This is a genomic window from Novosphingobium marinum (genome assembly GCF_013408095.1).
Classification (GTDB): Bacteria; Pseudomonadota; Alphaproteobacteria; order Sphingomonadales; family Sphingomonadaceae; genus Novosphingobium; species Novosphingobium marinum.
Window position 1 is genome coordinate 231,063 of sequence record NZ_JACBZF010000001.1, and the last position, 22,773, is coordinate 253,835.

The window sequence follows — 22,773 nt, forward strand, 5'->3', positions numbered from 1 at the left end:
GCTCTGCGATGACGCCCGCCGCGCGGGTGCAGGCGGCGATCGAGATACTCGACCGCGTGGTGGCCGCCGCGCGCGACAACGGCCCGCCCGCCGACCGCATCGTCACCGAGTATTTCCGCACCCGCCGCTTTGCCGGAAGCAAGGACCGCCGCGCGGTGCGCGAGCTTGCCTACCGCGCGATCCGCGCCTGCGGCCCGGTGCCCGAAACGGGCAGGGCGGCGATGCTGCGGCTGGCACGGGACGATGCGGCACTGCTATCGCTGTTCGACGGATCGCGGCACGCGCCCGGGCCGCCTGCCGATGGCGAGCCGGTCGCCGACGCGGGCATCGCGCCGCGCTGGCTCGCGGCAAGGCTCGCCAAAAGCGGGATCGGGGGCGCGGAGGCGGCCGCCCTGCTGGAACGCGCGCCGCTCGACGTCCGCGTCAACACCTTGCGCGAGGCCGTCGCCGACCTGCCGGAGGGCGCGGAGAAGACCGTCGCTCCGCACGGCTGGCGCTATCCGCCCGAGACGAGGATCGAGCAGTCGGAGGCTTTCGCGGCAGGCGCGATCGAGGTGCAGGACACCGGCTCGCAGCTCGCCTGCCTTGCAGTGGGGGCGCAGCCGGGCGAGGCGGTGATCGACCTGTGCGCCGGCGCGGGCGGCAAGACCCTTGCGCTAGCGGCGGCGATGGCGGGAACAGGCACGCTGCTGGCCTGCGATACCGACCGCGCGCGGCTTTCGCGGCTTGCCCCGCGCGCCGCGCGCGCCGGCGCGACGATGATCGAGACGTTGCTGCTCGATCCGGGGCGCGAGCGCGTGGCGCTGGCAGGCTGGCGCGAGCGGGCCGATGCGGTCCTGATCGACGCCCCGTGCTCGGGTACCGGCACCTGGCGTCGCAATCCCGAGGCGCGCTGGCGGCTCGACGACAGTCGCCTCGGCCGCTTCGCCGACGTGCAGGCGCGGCTGCTGGAGATCGGGGCGGAGCTGGTGCGTCCCGGCGGGCGGCTGGTCTACGTCACCTGCTCGCTGCTCGACGAGGAGGGGCCGGACAGGATCGCGGCGTTCCTGGCAGCCAGCGAGGGCTGGCGCGCCGAACCGCCGGCGCTCCCCGCCGGACGCGATCGCGGAGACGGAATCCGCCTGACGCCCGCGCACGACGGGACCGACGGGTTTTTCATCGCGCGTTTAACTCGCGTATGATAGCCTGACGACAATGACCCAGACCAAGCTCTCGGCCAAGGATGTCCTGATGCGCTATACCCCCGTTGCCGCTGCCCTATCCCTTTTCGTCGCCGTGACGTCCAGCGTCGGCTGGTCCGAACCGCGCGAGGAGCTTGACCCGCGGGCAGCAGCACTCCTGGCCGATGGCCGCGCCGACTTCGCCAAGGGCGACTACGACGGCGCGATCGATGCATACGAAGCCGCGCTCGTGCTCCAGCCGGGAAGCGTTCCGGTGCTCGTCAACCTTGCCGAAGTGCGCCGCAAGCAGGGCATGCAGGGCAAGGCGCTGCATTACTATCGCGACGCGCTGGCAAGGGAGCCCAAGAACCTCGCCGCCATCGCGGGCGAGGGTGCGGCGCTCGCCGAAAAGGGCGCTACCGAAAAGGCGCAGCGCAACCTTGCGCGGCTCAAGGGACTGTGCGGTGACGATTGCACGGCGACGCGGCAGCTTGCCACCGCGCTTTCTCGTGGCGTGGCGCCGCGCGTGCTGACCGCCGAGGCGGTGACCCCGGAGCCTGTCGTTTCGGATAACTGAGGCGAACCGGTCACCGGTCCCCGTGCAGGCAGGGACCTTGCGCCAACCCTAGATCAGCTCGCGGAATTCCTCGAAGACCGAGCGATAGACGCGCTTCTTGAACGGCACGATCAGGTCCGGAAGCAGTTCGGGCGCGACCCATTTCCATTCGCAGAATTCGGGCGGATCGTGGGCTTCCAGGTTCACGTCCTCGTCGCTGCCGTTGAAGCGGCCCAGGAACCAGTGCTGGCGCTGGCCGCGGTACTTTCCGCCCCACAGCTTGCCCATCAGCTCGTCGGGAAGGTCGTAGAACACTTCCTCGCGGGTTTGCCGGATTATCGTGACGAGGTCGGGGGTGACGCCCGTTTCCTCGTGCAGTTCGCGCAACGCCGCGTCCTTGATTTCCTCGCCCTTGTCGACGCCGCCCTGCGGCATCTGCCACCAGTCGCCATCCTTGTTGTCTATGCGGCGTCCGACGAAGGCCTTGCCCTCGTGGTTGACGAGCATGACGCCCACGCAGGGCCGGTAGGCAAGGTTGGAAAGGTCGGTCATCAGGCGATTCGCTCCGGTCGGGGCAAGCGCTTATCGCCCGTGGCGGTGCGGTGATCAATCGGATCGATACCCGGAAAACCGCAGCATCGGGACTTGACTAGCGGCCTATCAAGGTTTTTTGCGGATCGTTACGGTTTGGCGCGAAAGAGTTTTTCTAAATTGCGCCGGAGCGGGGAAGAGCTAGGTGCATTGAACAGCTATGGCGGCACCAGCCAGCAGAGGATCAAAATGGCGACGATTTCAGCCGAAAAGAGACCAGCGAGCATCTCCGGTCAAAGCCCATCCCCCGAAGCGGTCGTGGTCCGTTTCGCGGGCGACTCGGGTGATGGCATGCAGCTTACCGGCGGGCAGTTCACGCTCTCCACGGCGCTCGCGGGCAACGACCTTGCGACTTTCCCCGACTTTCCTGCCGAGATCCGCGCGCCCCAGGGCACGCTGTTCGGCGTGTCGGCGTTCCAGATCAATTTCGGGTCGAGCGAGGTCACGACCGCGGGCGACGCGCCCGACGTGCTCGTCGCGATGAACCCGGCGGCGCTCAAGGTGAACGTCCAGTCGCTCAAGCCCGGCGGCCTGATCATCGCCGACACTGGCGAGTTCACGAAGCGCAACCTCGACAAGGCGAAGTACGACACCAACCCGCTCGAGGACGACAGCCTCGCCAAGTGGGATGTCCTCGCCTTCGACATCAGCGCGATGACGCTCGAATCGGTCAAGGAATTCGGCCTTGGCAACAAGGAGGCCCTGCGCTGCAAGAACATGTGGACGCTGGGGCTGGCGCTGTGGATGTTCGACCGCAGGCGCGCGCCCATCCATGAATGGCTGAAGGCCAAGTTCGCCAAGAAGAACCCGGTTCTCGCCGATGCCAACATCGCAGCGCTCGACGCGGGCCACGCTTATGGCGAAACGGCTGAGCTTTCGGGTCCGCTGCGCAAGCTCCATGTCGAAAGCTTCGTGCAGGAACCGGGCGTCTACCGGACCGTGACGGGTGCCGAGGCAGTGAGCCTTGGCCTGGTCGCCGGCGCGAAGCTGGCGGGCGTCGACATGTTCTTCGGCGGTTATCCGATCACCCCGGCCTCGGCGATCCTTCACAACCTCGTGAAGATGAAGGAATTCGGGGTCACCACCTTCCAGGCAGAGGACGAGATCGCCGCCATCTGTGCCGCGATCGGTGCATCCTACGCCGGCAAGCTGGGCGTGACGTCGTCGTCCGGCCCCGGCATCGCGCTCAAGGGCGAGGCGATGGGGCTGGCGGTCATGACCGAGCTGCCGCTCGTCATCGTCAACTCGCAGCGCGGCGGCCCGTCCACCGGCCTGCCGACGAAGACCGAGCAGTCCGACCTCTACCAGGCGATCTACGGTCGAAACGGCGATGCGCCGCTGCCGGTCATCGCCGCGCGGTCTCCGTCCGACGCCTTCGAATGCGCGATCGAGGCATGCCGCATCGCGACGCAGTTCATGACCCCGGTCATGCTGCTGACCGATGGCTACATCGGCAATGCCGCCGAACCGTGGAAGGTGCCCGATCCCGAGGCTTTCGAGCCGTTCCCGGTCAAGCACCTCGATGCGCCCAACGGGGCCGACGGCAAGGTCGAGCCGTTCAGGCGCGACGAGCGCGGCGTGCGTCCCTGGATCAAGCCCGGAACGCCCGGCCTGATGCACCGTATCGGCGGGATCGAGAAGGCGATCGACACCGGAAACATCGATTACTCGCCGGCGGTGCACCAGTCCCAGACCGATGCCCGGCGCGAGAAGGTGGAGAATGTCGCGAACGCCATTCCCGACCAGGACGTCAGCCTCGGCGACAAGAGCGGCGGACTCGTGGTTGTCGGCTGGGGTTCGACTTACGGCCCGATCCACCAGGCGGTGCGGCGCGCACGGCGCAAGGGGCTGGCGGTCAGCCACGTTCACGTTCGCCACGTCTGGCCGCTGCCGAAGAACCTCGGCGAGCTGCTGCGCGGTTACGATTGCGTGCTGGTGCCGGAGATGAACTCGGGCCAGTTCAAGACGGTGCTGCGCGACCAGTATCTCGTCGATGCACGGCCGCTCAACAAGGTGTCGGGCCAGCCCTTCGCCATCGCCGAGATCGAGCGCGCCATCGAAGCCTTCTTCGACGACGTTCCCGGCAACGAGGGCGGCGACGTCGATCCGAACAAGAAGCAGCTTCCCAGCGTCAAAGCGGTGAACCCGTAAGGGGAATTACGATGAACGAGATGACCACCATCACCACCACGCTCAAGGACTGGGAAACCGACCAGGAAGTGCGCTGGTGCCCAGGTTGCGGCGACTACGCGATCCTGAAGGCGGTGCAGCGCACGCTGCCGCAGCTCGGCGCGGATCCGGCGAAGACCGTCTTCGTATCGGGCATCGGCTGTTCGAGCCGCTTCCCGTATTACGTAGAAAGCTACGGGTTCCACACGATCCACGGGCGCGCACCCGCTTTCGCGACCGGCATGAAGCTGGCCAACCCCGAACTCGACATCTGGCTCGTCACCGGCGACGGGGACGGCCTGTCGATCGGCGGCAACCACCTCCTCCATGCCCTGCGCCGCAACGTGAACATGCAGATCATGCTGTTCAACAACGAGATCTACGGCCTGACCAAGGGGCAGTATTCGCCCACCAGCCGCCTCGGCACCAGCTCGCCCTCGACGCCGGGCGGATCGGTCGACCGGCCGGTGCAGCCCTGCGCCTTCGCGCTGGGCGTCGGCGCGCGGTTCGTGGCGCGCGGCTTCGACGTCTCGAAGAACCTTCCCGACGTGCTCAAGGCCGCGCATGCCCACAAGGGCGCAGCCTTCGTGGAAATCTTCCAGAACTGCATCGTCTACAACAAGGACGTCTTCCATGATTTCGCCGCGCCGAAGGGTGCCGAGGACCAGCAGCTCTGGCTCCAGCACGGCGAGCCGATGCTGTTCGCCAACGGCACCAAGGGCCTTGCCCGCGACGTCCAGAACATGACGCTCAAGGTCGTGGACGTCGTGGACGGAGACTGGGAAGCGGCGGGCGTGAAGCGTCACGACGTGACGAACCGGGCGCTGGCGCACATGCTCGTCGAACTGCCGTTCGGGCCGTTCCCGATGGCGCTGGGCGTGATCTACGACGATCCGCGCCCGACCTACGAGGACGCGGTTCTCGATCAGGACGTGAAGTCGCGCGAGGGCAAGGTGGCCGATCTCGGCAAGCTGCTTTCCAAGGGCCAGACCTGGACCGTAAGCGGGACCGCCGCCGACCCGGTCTGACGTTCGCTCCGGCGGGGGCGACCGATGGACAACCTGACGCACAGCCTCGTCGGAGCGCTGATCGGGCAGGCCGGGCCAAAGCGCCTGACCGGGCTGTCGATGCCCGCGCTGGTGATCGGCGCGAACCTGCCCGACATCGACGCGACCTGCACGATCTACGGCACGCAAAGCCTCGCCATGCGGCGCGGCCTGACGCACGGCCCGATCGCGCTCGTCCTGCTGCCTCTCGCGCTGGCGGCGATCCTCTACGGGTTCGACCGCTGGCAGGCACGGCGCGGCAAGCGGCCCGCGGCAAGGCCGCCGGTCCGCTTCGGATGGCTGTTCGTGCTGGCCTTCGTCGCGTGCCTGACGCACCCGACGCTCGACTGGATGAACAGCTACGGCATCCGCCTGCTCGAGCCGTTTTCGAGCCGCTTGTTCTATGGCGATACTCTGTTTATCATCGACGTCTGGCTCTGGGCGCTGCTCGGCCTGACGACGTGGTGGTCGCTGCGCAAGGAGAAGAAGACCGGCGGCGACTGGCGTGCGCCTGCGAAGATAACGCTGTGCATCGCGGTCGCCTACATGGGCGCGAACTGGCTGCTCAGCAGCGTTGCGCGCGACACGGCGATGATCAGCCCGCCTTACCCGGTGCGGGCCATCGTCAATCCCGTGCCACTGACTTCGTGGCAGCGCGACCTGCTCGTGCAGACGGCGGACGGCACATGGTACGGCAGCCGCTGGGGCCTTGGCACTATACCCGGCGAATTCGCGCCGCTGGCTCCCGGGGGGCAGTGCCCGGCGCGCGGCTCCATTGCCGAAGCCGGAGGTCCGGACGCGGCGGCTTTCCTGTTCTGGGCGCGCGCGCCGTTCCTCGAACCGATGGCGGAGGGCAGGGGCGCGATGCTGCGCGATGCGCGCTTCGCAGGCTTCGGCGGCGATCGCTTCAGCGTCGCGTTGCCGGGTTATGCGTGCCCTGCGAGGCGATAGTGCGTCGCCAGTTCGACAAAAAATCCTGAACCATTTCGGCCTTCATCCGTTGGACGAGGTGAGACATACCGAACCAGCGGACAGGATATAAACCTATGTTAAACAAACGAATTCTCACTGCCTCCGCGACCGCGATGGCGCTTGCGCTTTCCGCCTGCGGGCAGGAAACCGCCGAGGCGCCCGTGCCCGAAGACGTGATGACCGTCGACGACCTGATGCTCTCGACCGAGCAGCAGGCGCGCTACGACGCGATGGACCGCGACGCGATGCAGCAGGAATACGGCGAGTATCGCGACAACATGGCGATCACCGCCGTCGCCACGCCCTCGCCGGGAATGACCGGCGCGGCGTCCGGCGATGCCGACAGCATGGATGGGTCGGACATGGACGGAAGCGGAAGCGACGCGTCGGGCAGCGACATGGCCGGATCGCAAGACGCGGCGTCCGGCGGATCGTCCGGGGACGGCATGTCCGGTTCCGGCGGCGGGATGGCGACGGGCGCCAGCGGCATGATCCCGCGCGCGCAGATGGATTTCGCTTACCTCGATCGCAACGACGACAGCCAACTTTCGGTCGCCGAATACGCGATCTGGGCAGTGCCGGTCGATCCGGACGAGCCCAAGCGAAACGATGCGCTGAAGCCCTACCTGAGCGACGACCAGATCAACAGCGCGGGCAAGTCGTTCTTCTATTACGACCAGGACGGCGACACGTACCTTTCGCAGAGTGAGTTCCAGACCGCGAAAAGCCAGCTCGGCTAGTCGTCGCGCAGGCCGGCGGGCGTGTCCGCAGGGGCAAGGCCTGCCGCCTTTCGCGCGGGGCTGTGGAACAGAACCGCCGCGCTGAATGCCCAGGCCGCGCCGCCCAGCCAGCCGGCCAGCACATCGCTGGGAAAATGCACGCCCAGCCACACCCGGCTCCACGCAATCGCGAGGCTGGCGGCAAGCGCGACGCCGATGATCGTGGCGCGAACCGCCCTGCGGCCGCTCATCGCCGCGAAGGCGAGGGCCATCGCGATGTAGACGACAGCCGCGTTGAAGCTGTGCCCGCTCGGAAAACTTGCGCCGCCTGCGTGTGTCAGGTGCGGCACGATCTCGGGCCGTTCGCGCCCTACGAGCAGCTTGAGCCCGTAGCCCACAGCCCAGCCGCTCGCGACGGTGAGCGCGAACAGCATCGCTTCGCGCCGCAGCCGCAGGAACAGCAGCGCCGCCACCGCGCCCAGCGCGAAGAGGTTGCGCAGGAGCACGCCGCCCAGCGCTGTGATGTCGCGCACGGCTTCGAGCAGGTAGGCAGGGCCGGCGGGGCGAAGCTCCGGCCCGCGCCAGAACAGCAGTCCCGTCCTGTCGAGCGTCGAGGTATGACCCGTCTCCACCGCCCAGGCGACGGCAGCGAAAGCGAACCAGCATAGCACCGCAGCGAGTCCCGCATGGCGCGGATCAATGCGAAAGCCGCGCGCCGGCAGGGTGACTTGTTCCTCGGACAGGGGCATGGGGAACCGCCTACCACGCGCCGCGTTGCGTGACGAATACCGGGAGCAAACATGTCCTCACCCCAGATCGTCTGGCTGCGCCGCGACTTGCGGCTAACCGACCAGCCTGCCTTCCATGCCGCCGCTGCGTGCGGACCCGTCGTTCCGGTCTACGTCCTCGACGACGAGCGGACGAACGACCGCGCGCTGGGCGGCGCGTCGCGCTGGTGGTTGCACGGCAGCCTCGAATCACTCGACGCGAGCCTCGGTCGGCACCGGTCCAAGCTGATCCTTCGGCGCGGCGACGCAGTGAAGGAACTGTGCAGGCTGGCGGACGAGCTTGGTACCGATCAGGTTCATGCCATCCGGCACTACGAACCATGGTGGCGAAAAGCCGAGGAGGCGCTGGCCGACAAGCTCGACCTGCACCTGTACGACGGCAATTACCTGCTGCCGCCGGGGACGGTGAAAGCCGGATCGGGCGAGCCCTACAAGATATACACCCCGTTTGCGCGCGCGCTGGCCAGGGAATTGCCCGGCCGCGATCCGCTCGACGAGCCGAGCTTTTCGAATCCCGAAAGCTGGCCTGCCTCCGACACGCTTGCCGACTGGGAGCTCGAGCCGTCGAAGCCGGACTGGGCGGGCGGCATGCGCGATTTCTGGAAACGGGGGGAGAAGGCCGCGCACGAACGGCTCGACGATTTCCTCGATCGCATCGCGGACTACGAAAAGGATCGCAACAATCCCTCGACAGACGGTTCCTCCCGCCTGTCCCCGCACCTCCACTGGGGCGAGATTTCGCCGACGCAGGTGTGGAAGGCGGTCGGCAGCCGCAGGGGCAAGGGCGCCGAAAGCTTTCGCGGCGAAATCATCTGGCGAGATTACGCGCAGAACGTGATCTACCAGTTCCCCGACTATCCCGAGAAGAACTACCGAGACCGGTTCGACGAGTTTTCATGGCGCAATCCGAACCGTGGCCACGTTATCGAAAGCGAGCTGGAAGCCTGGCAACGGGGCCGCACCGGCTACCCGATCGTCGATGCCGGGATGCGCCAGCTCTGGGCGATCGGCTGGATGCACAACCGCGTGCGAATGATCGCGGCGAGCTTTCTCATCAAGCACCTGCTGATCGACTGGCGCCACGGCGAGCGGTGGTTCTGGGACACGCTGGTCGATGCCGACTACGCCAACAACGGCGTCAACTGGCAGTGGAATTCGGGGACCGGCGTCGATTCGAACATGTTCCCGCGGATCATGGCCCCGCTGACCCAGTCGCCCAAGTTCCATGCGGAGGACTACATCCGCGAATGGGTGCCCGAACTTGCCGGTCTTTCGGACGAGGACATCCACGATCCTCCTGCGGAAAAGCGCGGCGACTACCCGGAAAAGATCATCGCCCACAAGGAAGCGCGCCAGCGCGCGCTGGCCGCCTATCGCGACATGAAGGACTGATTGCCCCGGCAGCGGTTTGAAGCCATAGGCTGCCCGCATGGACGCGCGGGTGTCTCAGAGGGGAAGCAGGCTGGTGGCAGCCGGGCGCAGGCTCGGCATCGGGCCGCAATGGCTGGCGAGCGCATGGTCGGGCGGTGCGCGCAGGATCCTCGACCGCGTCGACCGAGGCCTCGAAACCGGCTCGATCGAGGCGATCCTGCCGGACGGATCGCGGCGGCTCCTCGGCGGCAGGGCGCCCGGCTTCGACTGCACCGTCAGGCTCAACAGCTACCGCGCCATGCTGCGGCTGGCGACGGGCGGATCAGTCGGCTGGTACCAGGCGTGGGAAGCGGGCGAGTGGGAAAGCCCCGATCCGGTGCCGCTGTTCGCGCTGTTCATGGCCAACGGAGTCTCGCTCGGCAACGCTGCGCGGGCGCGCGGTCCCTGGCGGATCGCGGCGCGGGCACTGCACTGGCTGCGGCGCAACACGAAGTCGAATGCGCAGAGGAACATCCATGCGCACTACGATCTCGGCAACGATTTCTACGCTGCGTGGCTCGACCCGGCGATGGTCTATTCGAGCGCGCGTTTCGAAGGCGATGCCACGTCGCTCGAGGCGGCGCAGGCGCGCAAGCTCGAAACGATCCGCGAGCGGGTCGCCGGCGCGCCGACGCTTCTGGAGATCGGATGCGGTTGGGGTGCGCTTTCGGCGCATCTCGCGAAGGCCGGGTCAAAAGTCACCGCAATCAGCATCTCGGACGGCCAGCTCGACTGGGCGCGCGAGCGTCATTCCCGGCTCGCCATCGATTTCCGCAAGCAGGACTACCGCGACGTTCGCGACACCTTCGACGCGATCGCCAGCGTCGAGATGGTCGAGGCAGTGGGGCAGGAATACTGGCCGGACTTCATGGACTGCATCGCGTGCTGCCTGAAGCCGGGCGGCCGCGCGGCTATCCAGTACATCTCGATCCGCGACGAGCTTTTCGAGCGCTATGCGCGCAGCGCCGACTTCATCCAGACTTACATCTTCCCCGGCGGCATGCTGATCCGCGAGAGCGAATTGCGCCGCCTTGCCGAAGAGCGCGGGCTGGCATGGCGCGACCGGGAAAGCTTCGGGCAGGACTATGCGCGCACGCTGCGGCTATGGCGCGAGGCCTTCGATACCGCGGAGCGCGACGGCAGGCTGCCCGCCGGTTTCGACGCGCGGTTCTGCCGCCTGTGGCGCTATTACCTGATGTATTGCGAAGGCGGCTTCCTGGGCGGCGGGATCGACGTCGCGCAGGTCACGCTGGTCAGGGGAGCGTAACTCAGGCCCCCGGGTAGGTGCCGTCGCCGCGCCAGCGCGCAAGGACGTTGTCGTGGATGATCGGCGAAAGCAGCTCGTTGAAGGCGCAGCCGACAAGGCCGTTTTCCCACCACACCACCTGCGCCTGCATCGATTGCAGGCCGGGCAGGGTCAGCCAGCACAGCGTGCCGGGATGCAGGCGGTTGATCGCCATCGCCGAGAACCCCGACAGCGACAGGTCCTTGACCACGGTCTGGTAGCCCTTCGAACCCGAAGGACGAAGCTGCGCCGGGATCGTGATCTTTGTGCGCGGGGCACTGCGATCTTCCTGCGCCGCAATCGCGTAACGGTCTTGCGAACCCTGGGTGGTCATCATGGCCGTGCCTCGGAAAAGCTTTGCCGACTCCATCGCGAGTCTGCTTGGCAAAGAATCGCCAATCCGGGTTTATCGGTCCCTAAGCGGTATGGTTAACCGATTCGCGGTATCCCGAGGCGAACTGTTCACCAAGCAAGGCAACCAGTCGCTCCGCCACGACTTCCGGCGGCTTGACCGTCGCGGGATCTTCGCCGGGGTAGGCGCGCGCGCGCATCGTGGTTCGCGTCGCTCCCGGATTGACGATGGCGACGCGCAGTTTCGCGACTTTCGCGGTTTCCTGCGCATAGCAATCGAGCAGCACCTCGAACGCGGCCTTGGTCGAAGCGTAGGCCCCCCAGAACGCGCGCGGGGACTGCGCGACCGTGCTGGTCAGTCCGACGACGCGCGCATCCTCGCTCTTGCGCAGCAGCGGGTCGAACGCGCCGATGATCGCCTGGGTCGCCAGCACGTTCGTGGTCAGCGCCTTGCCGAAGGCCTTCTGGTCGATGTCGGGCACCGATGTCAGTTCGGGCAGCACCGCCGCGTTGATGACGAGGATGTCGAGCTTGCCCCAGCGTTCCGCGATCGCGGCGGCAAGACGCGATACCGCATCGCTCTCGGTAACGTCGGCGGGCGCAATGGTGGCGGTGCCGCCGGCTTCGTGGATCTGCTCCTCGACCCCTTCAAGCGCCTTCGCGGTGCGCGCGGTCAGCACGACGTGTGCGCCGGCCCCGGCGAGCGCGATTGCGGTCGCCGCGCCGATGCCCCGGCTCGCTCCCGTCACGAGAGCGATCTGGCCGCTGAACGGCTTGTCCGTCACGCGACCTTGTTGACCGGCAGGGTCAGGAGGTCGGGCGTATCGCGCTCGGAAAGGTCGGTCAGCCGCGTGGGATAGTCGCCGGTGAAGCACGCATCGCAGAACTGCGGACACTTCGCCGAGCGGCCCGCTTCGCCGACCGCGCGGTAAAGGCCGTCGATCGACACGAAAGAGAGGCTGTCGGCATGGATGAACTCGGCCATCGCCTTGACGTCCATCTTGGCGGCAAGGAGCTTGGAGCGCTCGGGCGTGTCGACGCCGTAGAAGCAGCTGTTCGAGGTCGGCGGGCTGGCGATGCGCATGTGCACTTCGGCAGCGCCTGCATCGCGCATCATCTGCACGATCTTGAGCGAGGTGGTGCCGCGCACGATCGAATCGTCGATGAGCACGATGCGCTTGCCTTCGACGAGCGGGCGGTTGGCGTTGTGCTTTCGCTTGACGTCGGCGTTGCGCGCGCCGTCCGAGGGCTGGATGAAGGTGCGCCCGACATAGTGCGAACGGATGATGCCCAGTTCGAAAGGTACGCCCGATTCCTGCGCGTAGCCGATGGCGGCGGGAACGCCGCTGTCGGGGACCGGGATCACGAGGTCGGCGTCGGCGGGCGATTCCTTGGCAAGCTCGGCGCCGATCTGCTTGCGCACCATGTAGACCGACTTGCCGTCGAGCGTGGAGTCGGGCCGGCTGAAATAGACGTGCTCGAAGATGCAGGGGCGCTGGTTATGGTTGCCGAACGGGCGGTGGCTGGAAATCGTGCCCTTGTGGTCTACCTGGACGAGCTCGCCCGGCTCGATCGAGCGGACCAGTTCGGCACCGATGACGTCGAGAGCCACCGACTCGCTGGCGAAAACGATGGCATCGCCGATGCGGCCCATGACCAGCGGCCGGATGCCGAGCGGATCGCGGCAGGCGATCATGCCCTCGTCGGTCATGCAGATCAGCGAATAGGCGCCTTCCACCATGCGCAACGCATCGACGAAGCGGTCGAGCAGCGTCGGATAGCGGCTCGTCGCGACGAGGTGGATGATGACTTCGGTGTCCGAGGTCGACTGGAAGATGGCGCCGCGCCGCACGAGCTCGCGCTTCAGGCTCATCGCGTTGGAGATGTTGCCGTTATGCGCGATCGAGAAGCCGCCCGAAGCGAGGTCGGCGAACAGCGGCTGCACGTTCCTGAGGCCCGATCCGCCGGTGGTCGAATAGCGCACGTGGCCCGAGGCCATGTGGCCGGGAAGCTCGGCTATCGATTCGGCATTGCCGAAAACCTGCGCGACATGGCCGAGACCGCGCCGCGCGAAGAAATCCTTGCCGTCGAAGCTGGTCATGCCGCAGGCTTCCTGCCCGCGATGCTGCAGCGCATGAAGCCCGAGAGCGGCCATCGAGGCCGCGTCCTTCGCACCGATGACGCCGAAAACGCCGCATTCCTCGCGCAGCTTGTCGCCGTCGCGATCAAGGAAAGGGTGTGTGAGATTCATCCAGTCAATCCGACCGCCGGGCGCCTCATCGCGCACTCGTGGTGAGCGTTACGCGCGCATTTGGGACGAGTGCGCGGCGAAAGCAAGGGGGCTGTAACATTTGTGCCCAAATGGCGCGCCGGCCCGCACGCTTGCCAGCCCCCGGCGCACGCCCTACATCGACGCGCCGACACGAATGACCGACAAGGCCAGCTGCTTGATCCTCTCCCCCTTCGAATGGACCATCGCCAAGCGCTACATGCTTCCCGGCAGGGGAGAGGCGTTCATCGCGCTGGTGGCGGGGATCAGCCTGGTCGCGGTCATGCTGGGTGTCGCCGCGCTCGTCATCGTCATGAGCGTGATGAACGGCTTTCGCGCCGAGCTCTTCGACAAGATCGTCGGCCTCAACGGGCACGCGCTGGTGCAGGCCTACGGCGGGCGGCTCGACAACTGGGAGCGTGTGCTGGAGGACGTGCGCAAGACGCCGGGCGTCACCAGCGCCTCTCCGCTGATCGAGCAGCCGCTGCTGGCAAGCTACAACGGCCGGGTCGAGGCGATCCTCGTGCGCGGAAACACGGACGAAGACATCGCGGCGATCCAGCCCAACCTCAAGGCCGGAAGGCTCTCCGAACTGGAGGCCGGCACCAGCACCGTCGCCATCGGCGCGCGGCTGGCCGAAAACCTCGGCGTGCGGCTGGGCGACACGATCACGATCATCAATCCGCAGGGCCGCTCGACCCCGTTCGGCACGGTGCCGCGGCAGATCGGCTACACTGTCGCCGCGATCTTCGAGATCGGCGTCTACGACTACGACCAGGCCTTCGTTGTCATGCCCATCGAGAATGCGCAGCAGCTGCTGCTCATCGGCGACAGCATCGGAATGATCGAGGTGACGACAGAGGATCCGGACAGGGTCGGGGAAATCCTCGCACCGCTGGCGCAAAGGCTTGCCGGGCAGGCCATCGTCACCGACTGGAAGACGATCAACGCCACGCTGTTCGAGGCGCTGGCGGTCGAGCGGGTGGCGATGTTCGTCGTGCTCTCGATCATCGTCCTGGTCGCGGTGTTCAACATCCTGTCCTCGCTCATCATGCTGGTCCGCGCCAAGACGCGCGACATCGCGATCCTGCGCACGATGGGCGCGACGCGAACCTCGCTGCTCAAGATATTCGTGACGACGGGCTTCCTGATCGGGGCGCTCGGCACCATCGCGGGGCTGATCCTGGGCTTCGTGTTCCTCTATTTCCGCCAGCCGATCGTGCGGTTCATCGAGGTGGTTTCGGGCCAGAACCTGTGGGACCCCTCGATCCGCTTCCTCACCGAACTGCCGAGCCGGACCGACCCTGTGGAAGTCACGGTGATCAGCGTGATGGCGCTGATCTTCAGTTTCCTCGCGACGCTTTACCCCGCCTTCAAGGCATCGGGCACCGATCCGGTACAGGTGCTGCGCTATGAGTGAGGCACCGGTGCGCGAGGCGGTCGTGCGGATCGAGGGGCTGACGCGCAGCTTCGAGCAGGGCGGCGTCACCATCGACGTGCTGCGCGGGGTGGACCTGACCATCGGCCCCGGCGAGATCGTTGCGCTGCTCGGGCCGTCGGGTTCGGGCAAGTCGACGATGCTGCAGGCAATCGGCCTGCTCGAGGGCGGCTTCGGCGGCCGGATCGAGATCGCGGGTACCCACGCAAGCAAGCTGGGCAGCAACGCGCGCACCGCGCTGCGCCGCGACCACCTCGGCTTCGTCTACCAGTTTCATCACCTGCTGCCCGATTTCAATGCGCGCGAGAACGTCGTCCTGCCGCAACTCGTCGCCGGCAAGTCGCGCGAGGAGGCCGAGGAACGCGCCGACGAGCTGCTCGGCGCGCTCGGCCTGGCGGAACGGCTTTCGCACCGGCCCAGCCAGCTTTCGGGCGGGGAGCAGCAGCGGGTTGCCGTCGCCCGGGCGCTGGCCAACCGGCCCCGCCTCGTGCTTGCCGACGAGCCTACCGGCAACCTCGACGAAGCGACGTCCGACCGCGTGCTCGCGCAGTTTCTCGCACTCGTGCGCGGGGAGGGCAGCGCCGGGCTTGTCGCGACCCACAACGAGCGGTTAGCATCGTCGATGGACCGCGTCCTGCGCCTTTCGGAAGGCAGGCTGGCGTAGCGGAACCGGCGGGCAAACCGCGGGTTTCTTGACAGAGACGGATTTCCACGGAGACCAAATCGCATGAGTTCGAACCCCACCACATTCCACGGCGAGCCCGGCGACCGCAAGCCGGTCGACTGGGACGACAGCTCCGAACTGCACCTGCACGAGGACAACGGCGGTGTCCTTCACCGCTTCAAGACGATCCGGCGCGGCACCCTGGCCGAGCTGATCGACGTGGTGATGGACCTGCCCGAGGATGAACAGCCGCGCTACTCGATCCAGAAGGCGGGAGACCACCGGCTCGAGATCGGCGAAATCCGCGCTCTGTTCTCGCGGCCCGACTTTCCCGGCAACAAGGGCTGACCGGGCAGGCGTCCGTCAACGCACGTGGCCGGGACCCTCTCCGACTTCACCGCGACAAAGCCCGACGGGAGCGCGTATGCCCTCTCGGAGCTGGCCGGCAAGGTCGTGCTGGTGGTCAACACTGCCAGCAAGTGCGGGTTCACGCCGCAGTACGAGGGTCTTCAGGAGCTCTACCGGACCTATCGCGATCGCGGTTTCGAGATCGTCGCTTTCCCGTGCAACCAGTTCGGCAGGCAGGAGCCGGGCAGCGCCGACGAGATCGCCGAGTTCTGCAGCGTGAACTACGGCGTCGAATTTCCGGTCATGGCCAGGATCGACGTGAACGGCAGCGACGCGCCGCCGCTCTATGACTGGCTGAAGTCCGAAGCGCGCGGCCTGTTCGGCACGCAGGCGATCAAGTGGAACTTCACCAAGTTCCTTCTCGACCGGGAGGGCAAGGTGGTGCGCCGGTACGCCCCCACCGACAAGCCGCAGGGCCTCGAAAAGGATATCGAGGCCCTGCTGTAAGTTACACCCATGCGTTCCCGATCATTCGGCCCGATCATTCGGCCCGATCATTCGGCCATGTCCTCCAGGTCGCCCTGGTCGATCTGCGCGACCGCCTGCTTGAGAACGTCGATGGACGGTACGTTGCCGTTGGCCAGCACCTGGAAGCGGTTGGCGACCATGACTGCGTATTCGCCGCGTTCGCGCTGGCTGTTCCATTCCTCTGACCGCCACTGGCCGTCGACCGTGCCCATCCGCTTGTAGCCGTTCTCGTCCTCCTCGCTGCTCTCGATGCCCATCGCTGCGCCCATCCCGGCGATGCCGGACAGCGCCAGCATGTCGTTGACGCGCAGGTCGAAGCGGTAGTCGCCGGCCTTGTAGGTGCCCTCGACCCCCGATCCGGCGCCGCCCATCTTCCGGCTGGAAAGCCCGGTACGCTGGAATTGCCCGATCTGTTCGGGCAGCATGGCTTGCAGGACCTGCGTCTCCACAGGCCTGATCTCGCCGCGCTGGACCTTTTCCATGCGTTCGGCGGCCTTGTTCATTTCGCCCGTGTCGATCGAGCCGACGCCGGGAATGCTGATCGTCACATCGTCGTCGCTGGAACCGGAGGTGTAGGACGATGCCGCGCCGCCGGTCAGCGCGGAAACGCCGATCACTGCCCCGACGATGATACCGACGATCAGGTTGAGAACGAATGCGATCAGGAACAGCACGATGGCGAAGCCCGCCTGCTTCTGCTCCGGCACCTTCATCAGCGGACCGCTGCCCAGGTAGACGAGGTAGATCGAGTAGATGGCCCCGATTATCGAGAACAGGCCGAGCGAAGGGATAAGACCCAGGATGCCCGCCAGCCACGCCGCCGTCATGCCGTAGGCGATCAGCTTGAAGGCGTTGAGCTTGTTGCTCTGGCCCTCGAACTTGGGCGCCAGCCAGTCGGCGATAAGGGCAAGCACGAAGACCGCCACGATCGACAGGACGTAGGTCGCTATCGCCGTGCCGAGCGCGCTCGTGAAGCTGGGCCGGATGGTCACGAAGATCCCGCCAAGGCCGAACAGCATCGTCCCGACAAGCGTGGCGACCGGGCCGATCGCGGCAAGCGGCATGACCCATTTGGTGAGAATGCCGCCCTGCGTCGCAGGTTCGGCTTCTATCACCGGCCATTCTTCTTTGGGTTTGAGTATGATGGCCTTGATACGGTCCACCATCGACTTGTGCGGCGAAGCGCCAGACGTTTCCATGAGTCCCTCCTAACTACCGGTTCCCGTCCCGGTAATTGGAACAGATCGAAGAAATATTGCAAGTAAACACGGGACTTGACTTTGCGCATGTTTCAACAGCTTCCGGGATGGCATTGCTTGATCGCGCGGTTGTCCGCGGGCTAGTCGGGGAGGCCATGGCGCACGCTCCCTTCGTTCCCTTGCGAGTCTTTTCGAGCTACACGATGCTCGAAGGCGCGATTGAGCCGAAGGCGATTGCCAGGCTCGCGAAAGAACGCGGTTTTCCGGCCATCGCCATCGCCGACCGCAACGGCCTTTACGGCTCGGTCGCGTTTGCAGCGGCCTGCCGGGCGGAAGGTATCCAGCCCATCGTCGGCACGATGCTCGCGGTGGCGCGGGGCGGGGAGCCGGTCGTGGGACAGGATGCGCCCATCGACTGGCTGGCGCTCTATGCGCAGGACGAGACCGGCTGGGACAACCTGTGCCACCTCGTCAGCCGCGCGCACCTCGACCGCCCGCTCGAATTCGATCCGCACGTCCTGCTCGGGGATATGGAGGGCCGCACCGACGGCCTGATCGCGCTGACGGGCGCTGCGGAGGGCGCGCTGGCGCGGCTATTCGCCGACGGGCGCCACGATGCGGCGGAGGCCTGTTGCGACACGCTCCAGCAGCTGTTCGCCGACCGCCTCTATATCGAGATCGCGCGCACCGGCGATCCGGTGGAGACTGCGTCGGAGAACGCGCTGATAGAGCTTGCCTACGCGCGCGACATCCCGCTCGTCGCGAGCAACCCGGCGCGCTTTGCCGAACCGCATTTCCATGCCGCGCACGATGCCATGCTGTGCATCGCGCATTCCACTCACATCGATGCGGCCGAGCGCGTGCGCTCCCCCCGGCAAAGCTGGGTCAAGTCCGCGCCGATGATGGAGGAAATCTTCTCCGACCTGCCCGAGGCGACCGCCAACACGCTGGTCGTCGCGCAACGCTGCGCCTTCGCACCGCCAGAGCGCAAGCCGATCCTGCCCAGCCTCGCCGGCGACCGCGAGGGCGAGGAGCGGATGCTGGCAGCGGACGCGAAGGCGGGCCTCGAGGCGCGGCTCTCCCTTTATGGCGAGATGTCGGCGGAGGAACGCAAGGTCTACGAGGACCGCCTCCAGTTCGAGATCGACATCATCAAGGGGATGGGCTTTCCCGGCTATTTCCTGATCGTTGCCGACTTCATCAAGTGGGCCAAGGACAACGGCATCCCGGTGGGGCCGGGGCGCGGATCGGGCGCGGGGTCGCTCGTCGCGTGGTCGCTGACCATCACCGATCTCGACCCGATCAGGCTCGGCCTGCTGTTCGAGCGCTTCCTGAACCCGGAACGCGTTTCGATGCCCGACTTCGACATCGACTTCTGCGAAACCCGGCGCGGCGAGGTGATCCGCTACGTGCAGCGCAAGTACGGGCACGACACGGTCGCGCAGATCATCACCTTCGGCAAGATGAAGGCCCGCGCGGTGCTGCGCGATTGCGGGCGCATCCTGCAGATGAGCTACAGCCAGGTCGACCGACTGTGCAAGATGGTGCCCAACCATCCGACCGACCCGTGGACGCTGGATCGCGCGCTCAACGGCGCAGCCGACTTCCGCCGCGAGTACGACAACGACGACGAGGTCAAGCGCCTCGTCGACCTGGCGATGCAGCTCGAAGGCTTGCCGCGCAATTCCTCGACCCACGCGGCGGGCGTCGTCATCGGCGACCGGCCGCTGGCGCAGCTCGTCCCGCTCTACCGCGACCCGCGGTCGGACATGCCGGTAACGCAGTTCGACATGAAGCACGTCGAGGACGCAGGCCTCGTCAAGTTCGACTTCCTCGGCCTCAAGACGCTGTCCGTGCTCAGGAAGGCGGTCGACCTCCTGAAGCGGCGCGGAATCGAGGTCGACCTCGACGGCCTCGCATGGGACGACGGGCAAGTCTACGAACTGTTGAAGCGCGGCGACACGGTCGGCGTGTTCCAGCTCGAATCCGAAGGCATGCGCCGCACGCTTGCGGCAGTGAAACCCACCAATTTCGGCGACATCATCGCGCTCGTATCGCTTTACCGGCCGGGCCCGATGGACAACATCCCGCTCTTCGGACGCCGCAAGAACGGGCTGGAGTCCATCGAGTACCCGCATCGGAAGCTCGAAGGCATCGTGGCCGAAACCTACGGGATCTTCGTCTACCAGGAACAGGTCATGCAGGCCGCGCAGGTACTGGCGGGCTACTCGCTCGGCGAAGCGGACCTGCTGCGCCGCGCGATGGGCAAGAAGAAGCAGTCCGAGATGGACAAGCAGCGCGCCATCTTCGTCGAAGGCTGCAAGAAGGTGTCGGACATTGACGCGCCCAAGGCCAACGAGCTGTTCGACCTCATCGACAAGTTCGCCGGCTACGGCTTCAACAAGTCGCATGCCGCCGCCTACGCGCTGCTCGCCTACCAGACGGCCTGGCTGAAGACGCACTACCCGCACGAATTCTACGCCGCGTCGATGTGCTTCGACATGCACCAGTCGGAGAAGCTCTCGGTCTTCGTCGACGACATGCGCAAGAACGGCATCGCCCTCGCCGCGCCCGACATGAATGCCTCGGAGGCCGAATTCATGGTCGAGCAGACCGAGGAGGGGCATGCGGTCCGCTACGCGCTCGCAGGCCTGCGCAACGTCGGCGAAAAGGCGATGGAGACGATCGTCGCCGAACGCCAGGCCAGCGGCCGGTTCGAAAGCCTGCACGACCTCTTCCGCCGCGTGCCCGCCGGATCGATGAACCGCCGCCAGCTCGAAAGCCTGGCAGGCGCGGGAGCATTCGATTCGCTCGAACCGAACCGAGCTAGAGTGCTGGCCAATGCCGACATGCTGCTTGCCGTCGCCGACGAGGCGGAACGCTCGCGCAGCAGCGGGCAGGTGGGCCTGTTCGGCGGCGAGGACCATGCCGAACCCTCGCTGCGGCTGGAGGATGCGGAGCCGTGGAACCGCGCCGACCAGATGGCGAAGGAGCGCGAGACATTCGGCTTCTACTTCGCCGCGCACCCGGTCGAACAGTTCCGTGCGATTGCATCGGCCAACGGCGCGCGGACGCATGCGTCGATCGTGACCGTGGACGGCGCGGGGCAGGAAGGCGGCGGCGGGGGAGGCGGCGGTCGGCAGGGGGCGGTGATGGCCGCGCTCGTCGAGAACGTGCAGAAGCGCAAGACCCGCAAGGGCAAGGACTTCGTCATGGCCGACTTCTCCGACCAGTCTGGCCAGTTCTCCGCTTCATGCTTCGACAAATCGCTGGTCGAGAACTTTCAGAAATGGGCAGCGGACGGAACCTGCGTGCTCCTTCAGGTTGAGCTCGACCGGCCCAACCCCGACGAGCCGCCGCGCGTGACCGTGCGCGGGGCGCGGCCCATCGCCGAGGTTTCGAGCTCGCTGCGCCTCAGGCTCTCGCTAGACGTCGACCGGGTCGAGGCGGTGCAGGAACTGGCGCTGCTGCTTCCCCGGGGCGAGAAGCGGCGGGGCGAAGTCGTCGCCAACCTGCTGCTCGGCGACGGCACGCGCCAGCCCGTGAGGCTCGGCTGGGACTTCGCGCTCGACGGCGATCTTGTCGAACGGCTTGCGGCAATCGACGGGATCGGCAATCTTTCGCTCAAGCCGCAGCGGCCGGGAGGTCACCTGAAAGTCGCGGCCTGATCACCTCTGGGGAGAGGGCAGGATGCTTGGAGGAATGCAGGACTGGGAACTTCGCGTCTCCGGTCTTATCGACCACGCGGCGCGCGAGCACGGCCAGCGCGAGATCGTCACACGCTGGGCAAACGGCAGCGAGACCCGCAGCAACTGGGCCGAAACGCGCCACCGTGCGATGCAGATGGCGCAGGCGCTCTGGCGGATCGGGCTGAAGCCGCACGACCGCGTCGGAACGCTCGCGATGAACCATGCGCACCACCTCGTCGCGTGGTACGGCGCGACCGGAGCGGGCGGGGTGGTCCACACGATCAACCCGCGCCTGTTCGACGACCAGATCGAATACATCGTCAACCATGCCGAGGACCGCGTCCTTGTCTACGACGCGATGTTCAGGCCCATCGTCGAGCGGCTGAAGCCCCGCCTCACCACGGTCGAGAAATTCATCTGCTTCGACGACGGCGAGTTCCTCGACTGGATCGGGTCCGAGGACGGCGCCGCCGAGTGGGCGCGCGGGGTCGAGCGCGATCCCTGCATGCTGTGCTATACCAGCGGGACCACGGGCAATCCCAAGGGTGTGCTGATGGAGCATCGCTCCAACATCCTGCACACGCTAATGGGGGTCGCGCCGCAGGCGTTGGCGCTCGAATCGCGGTCGGTCGTCCTGCCGGTCGTGCCGATGTTCCATGCCAACAACTGGGGCCTGCCCTGGGCCTGCGCGGCCGTAGGCGCGAAGCTGCTCTATTCGCAGGTGAACGAGCCGCAGGTATTGTTCGATCTGCTCCGGACCGAGAATTCGACGCATCTGGCGGGCGTGCCGACCGTCTATTTCGCGATGCTGCAATACCTCGACGCGACGGGCGGGGAGATGCCGCCGATCCGGCATGCCATATCGGGCGGCTCTGCGCTGCCCCCCGCGATCATCGAGCGACTGATGCGTGCGGGAATCCGGGTCGGCCATGCATGGGGCATGACCGAGACGTCGCCTGTCGCCAGCATCGCGTACGAAACGGCGGACTGGGACGATCTGTCGTTCGACGAACAGGTGCGCATCAAGTCGCTGCAGGGCCGCGTCCCCTACGGCACCGAAGTACGCGCGGTGGATCTCGACGATCGCAACAAGGTCCTGCCGCGCGACGGCAGGACTGCGGGCGCGCTGCAGGTGCGCGGACAGTGGGTCATCAAGCGCTATTTCAAGGCGGCCGAGGACGCGGTCTGCGACGGCCAGTGGTTCGACACCGGCGATGTCGCGCTCATCCACCCGGATGGATCGGTCCAGCTGACCGACCGGACCAAGGACGTCATCAAGTCGGGCGGCGAGTGGATCAGCTCGGTCGAGCTGGAAAACGCAGCCGTCGCGCATCCCGGCGTGGCCGAGGCCGCCGCAATCGGCATCGCGCACCCGAAGTGGGACGAACGGCCGATCCTGATCGTGGTGAGAAAGCCGGACGCGGAACTCGACGCGGAGGAAATGCGCACGTTTCTTTCGGACAAGGTTGCGAAATGGTGGCTGCCCGACGCGGTCGAGTTCGTCGAGGGCATTCCGCACACCGGAACCGGCAAGATCAGCAAGAAGGACTTGCGGGAACAGTTCGCCGACTACCGTCTGCCGTCCTGACCG

At 66.5% G+C, this 22,773-nt stretch carries 20 protein-coding genes; 14 read left to right on the forward strand and 6 right to left on the reverse strand.

Features of this window, described 5'->3' with window-relative positions:
• Nucleotides 1–8 precede the first annotated feature (8 nt).
• The gene (locus tag FHS75_RS01140) at nucleotides 9–1,181 is read left to right on the forward strand and encodes an RsmB/NOP family class I SAM-dependent RNA methyltransferase (protein WP_179405884.1); all 1,173 of its coding nucleotides are present in this window, start codon (nucleotides 9–11) and stop codon (nucleotides 1,179–1,181) included.
• Nucleotides 1,182–1,194: 13 nt separating this feature from the next.
• Nucleotides 1,195–1,737 carry a tetratricopeptide repeat protein gene (locus FHS75_RS01145; RefSeq protein ID WP_179405885.1) on the forward strand — a complete coding sequence of 181 codons (543 nt, stop codon included), beginning with the start codon at nucleotides 1,195–1,197 and terminating at the stop codon, nucleotides 1,735–1,737.
• Between the two features lie 48 nt (nucleotides 1,738–1,785).
• Here the strand turns inward: FHS75_RS01145 and FHS75_RS01150 are convergent, their stop codons facing one another.
• A complete protein-coding gene (locus FHS75_RS01150; protein ID WP_179405886.1) occupies nucleotides 1,786–2,268 on the reverse strand; it encodes an RNA pyrophosphohydrolase in 483 nt (160 codons plus the stop codon).
• 228 nt (nucleotides 2,269–2,496) lie between these two features.
• Between FHS75_RS01150 and FHS75_RS01155 the strand changes: the two genes are divergently transcribed.
• The 4 genes from FHS75_RS01155 (at nucleotide 2,497) to FHS75_RS01170 (ending at nucleotide 7,234) form a co-directional block, all read left to right on the forward strand.
• Complete coding sequence (locus tag FHS75_RS01155) at nucleotides 2,497–4,458, forward strand: 2-oxoacid:acceptor oxidoreductase subunit alpha (RefSeq protein WP_179405887.1); 1,962 nt, start codon at nucleotides 2,497–2,499, stop codon at nucleotides 4,456–4,458.
• 11 nt (nucleotides 4,459–4,469) lie between these two features.
• Complete coding sequence (locus FHS75_RS01160; RefSeq protein WP_179405888.1) at nucleotides 4,470–5,504, forward strand: 2-oxoacid:ferredoxin oxidoreductase subunit beta; 1,035 nt, start codon at nucleotides 4,470–4,472, stop codon at nucleotides 5,502–5,504.
• Between the two features lie 24 nt (nucleotides 5,505–5,528).
• Complete coding sequence (locus FHS75_RS01165; protein WP_179405889.1) at nucleotides 5,529–6,473, forward strand: metal-dependent hydrolase; 945 nt, start codon at nucleotides 5,529–5,531, stop codon at nucleotides 6,471–6,473.
• A gap of 95 nt (nucleotides 6,474–6,568) precedes the next feature.
• Complete coding sequence (locus tag FHS75_RS01170; protein ID WP_179405890.1) at nucleotides 6,569–7,234, forward strand: hypothetical protein; 666 nt, start codon at nucleotides 6,569–6,571, stop codon at nucleotides 7,232–7,234.
• Here FHS75_RS01170 and FHS75_RS01175 read toward each other — a convergent pair.
• The gene (locus FHS75_RS01175) at nucleotides 7,231–7,962 is read right to left on the reverse strand and encodes a phosphatase PAP2 family protein (protein ID WP_179405891.1); all 732 of its coding nucleotides are present in this window, start codon (nucleotides 7,960–7,962) and stop codon (nucleotides 7,231–7,233) included. The two genes, FHS75_RS01170 and FHS75_RS01175, sit on opposite strands and share 4 nt — an antisense overlap.
• Nucleotides 7,963–8,013: 51 nt before the next feature.
• Here FHS75_RS01175 and FHS75_RS01180 point away from each other — a divergent pair, with 51 nt between their 5' ends.
• Nucleotides 8,014–9,393, forward strand: a complete 1,380-nt coding sequence (locus tag FHS75_RS01180) for a cryptochrome/photolyase family protein (RefSeq protein ID WP_179405892.1) — start codon at nucleotides 8,014–8,016, stop codon at nucleotides 9,391–9,393.
• A gap of 37 nt (nucleotides 9,394–9,430) precedes the next feature.
• The gene (locus tag FHS75_RS01185) at nucleotides 9,431–10,678 is read left to right on the forward strand and encodes an SAM-dependent methyltransferase (RefSeq protein WP_179405893.1); all 1,248 of its coding nucleotides are present in this window, start codon (nucleotides 9,431–9,433) and stop codon (nucleotides 10,676–10,678) included.
• A 1-nt stretch (nucleotide 10,679) separates the two neighbouring features.
• On the opposite strand, the gene FHS75_RS01190 is transcribed toward FHS75_RS01185, so the two are convergent.
• The 3 genes from FHS75_RS01190 to purF form a co-directional block, all read right to left on the reverse strand.
• Nucleotides 10,680–11,030, reverse strand: a complete 351-nt coding sequence (locus FHS75_RS01190) for a PilZ domain-containing protein (protein ID WP_373284969.1) — start codon at nucleotides 11,028–11,030, stop codon at nucleotides 10,680–10,682.
• 82 nt (nucleotides 11,031–11,112) lie between these two features.
• On the reverse strand, nucleotides 11,113–11,832 hold the full coding sequence (locus FHS75_RS01195; RefSeq protein WP_179405895.1) for an SDR family NAD(P)-dependent oxidoreductase: 720 nt from the start codon (nucleotides 11,830–11,832) through the stop codon (nucleotides 11,113–11,115).
• Nucleotides 11,829–13,298, reverse strand: coding sequence for an amidophosphoribosyltransferase (purF, locus tag FHS75_RS01200; RefSeq protein ID WP_179405896.1), 1,470 nt, complete (start codon nucleotides 13,296–13,298; stop codon nucleotides 11,829–11,831). The genes FHS75_RS01195 and purF overlap by 4 nt, the downstream gene beginning before the upstream one ends.
• 196 nt (nucleotides 13,299–13,494) lie before the next feature.
• Here purF and FHS75_RS01205 point away from each other — a divergent pair, with 196 nt between their 5' ends.
• The 4 genes from FHS75_RS01205 to FHS75_RS01220 all read left to right on the forward strand — a co-directional run bounded on the left by FHS75_RS01205 (nucleotide 13,495) and on the right by FHS75_RS01220 (nucleotide 16,273).
• Nucleotides 13,495–14,736 (forward strand): lipoprotein-releasing ABC transporter permease subunit, encoded by a 1,242-nt coding sequence (locus FHS75_RS01205; RefSeq protein WP_179406524.1) that lies wholly within the window; start codon nucleotides 13,495–13,497, stop codon nucleotides 14,734–14,736.
• Nucleotides 14,729–15,418: an ABC transporter ATP-binding protein gene (locus FHS75_RS01210; protein ID WP_179405897.1), complete on the forward strand. Its 690-nt coding sequence runs from the start codon at nucleotides 14,729–14,731 to the stop codon at nucleotides 15,416–15,418. Before FHS75_RS01205 ends, FHS75_RS01210 begins: the two co-directional genes overlap by 8 nt.
• Before the next feature lie 63 nt (nucleotides 15,419–15,481).
• Nucleotides 15,482–15,766 (forward strand): hypothetical protein, encoded by a 285-nt coding sequence (locus FHS75_RS01215; protein WP_179405898.1) that lies wholly within the window; start codon nucleotides 15,482–15,484, stop codon nucleotides 15,764–15,766.
• A gap of 24 nt (nucleotides 15,767–15,790) precedes the next feature.
• Entirely contained in the window at nucleotides 15,791–16,273 is a 483-nt protein-coding gene (locus tag FHS75_RS01220; RefSeq protein ID WP_179405899.1) for a glutathione peroxidase, read from the forward strand.
• 47 nt (nucleotides 16,274–16,320) lie between these two features.
• Here FHS75_RS01220 and FHS75_RS01225 read toward each other — a convergent pair whose 3' ends face one another.
• Entirely contained in the window at nucleotides 16,321–17,493 is a 1,173-nt protein-coding gene (locus tag FHS75_RS01225) for a Yip1 family protein (RefSeq protein ID WP_179405900.1), read from the reverse strand.
• Between the two features lie 155 nt (nucleotides 17,494–17,648).
• On the opposite strand from FHS75_RS01225, the gene dnaE reads away from it, so the two are divergent.
• Together dnaE and FHS75_RS01235 are read left to right on the forward strand one after the other, a co-directional pair.
• Nucleotides 17,649–21,161: a DNA polymerase III subunit alpha gene (gene dnaE / locus FHS75_RS01230; protein WP_179405901.1), complete on the forward strand. Its 3,513-nt coding sequence runs from the start codon at nucleotides 17,649–17,651 to the stop codon at nucleotides 21,159–21,161.
• 22 nt (nucleotides 21,162–21,183) lie between these two features.
• Nucleotides 21,184–22,770 (forward strand): long-chain fatty acid--CoA ligase, encoded by a 1,587-nt coding sequence (locus FHS75_RS01235; protein WP_179405902.1) that lies wholly within the window; start codon nucleotides 21,184–21,186, stop codon nucleotides 22,768–22,770.
• Nucleotides 22,771–22,773 lie beyond the last annotated feature (3 nt).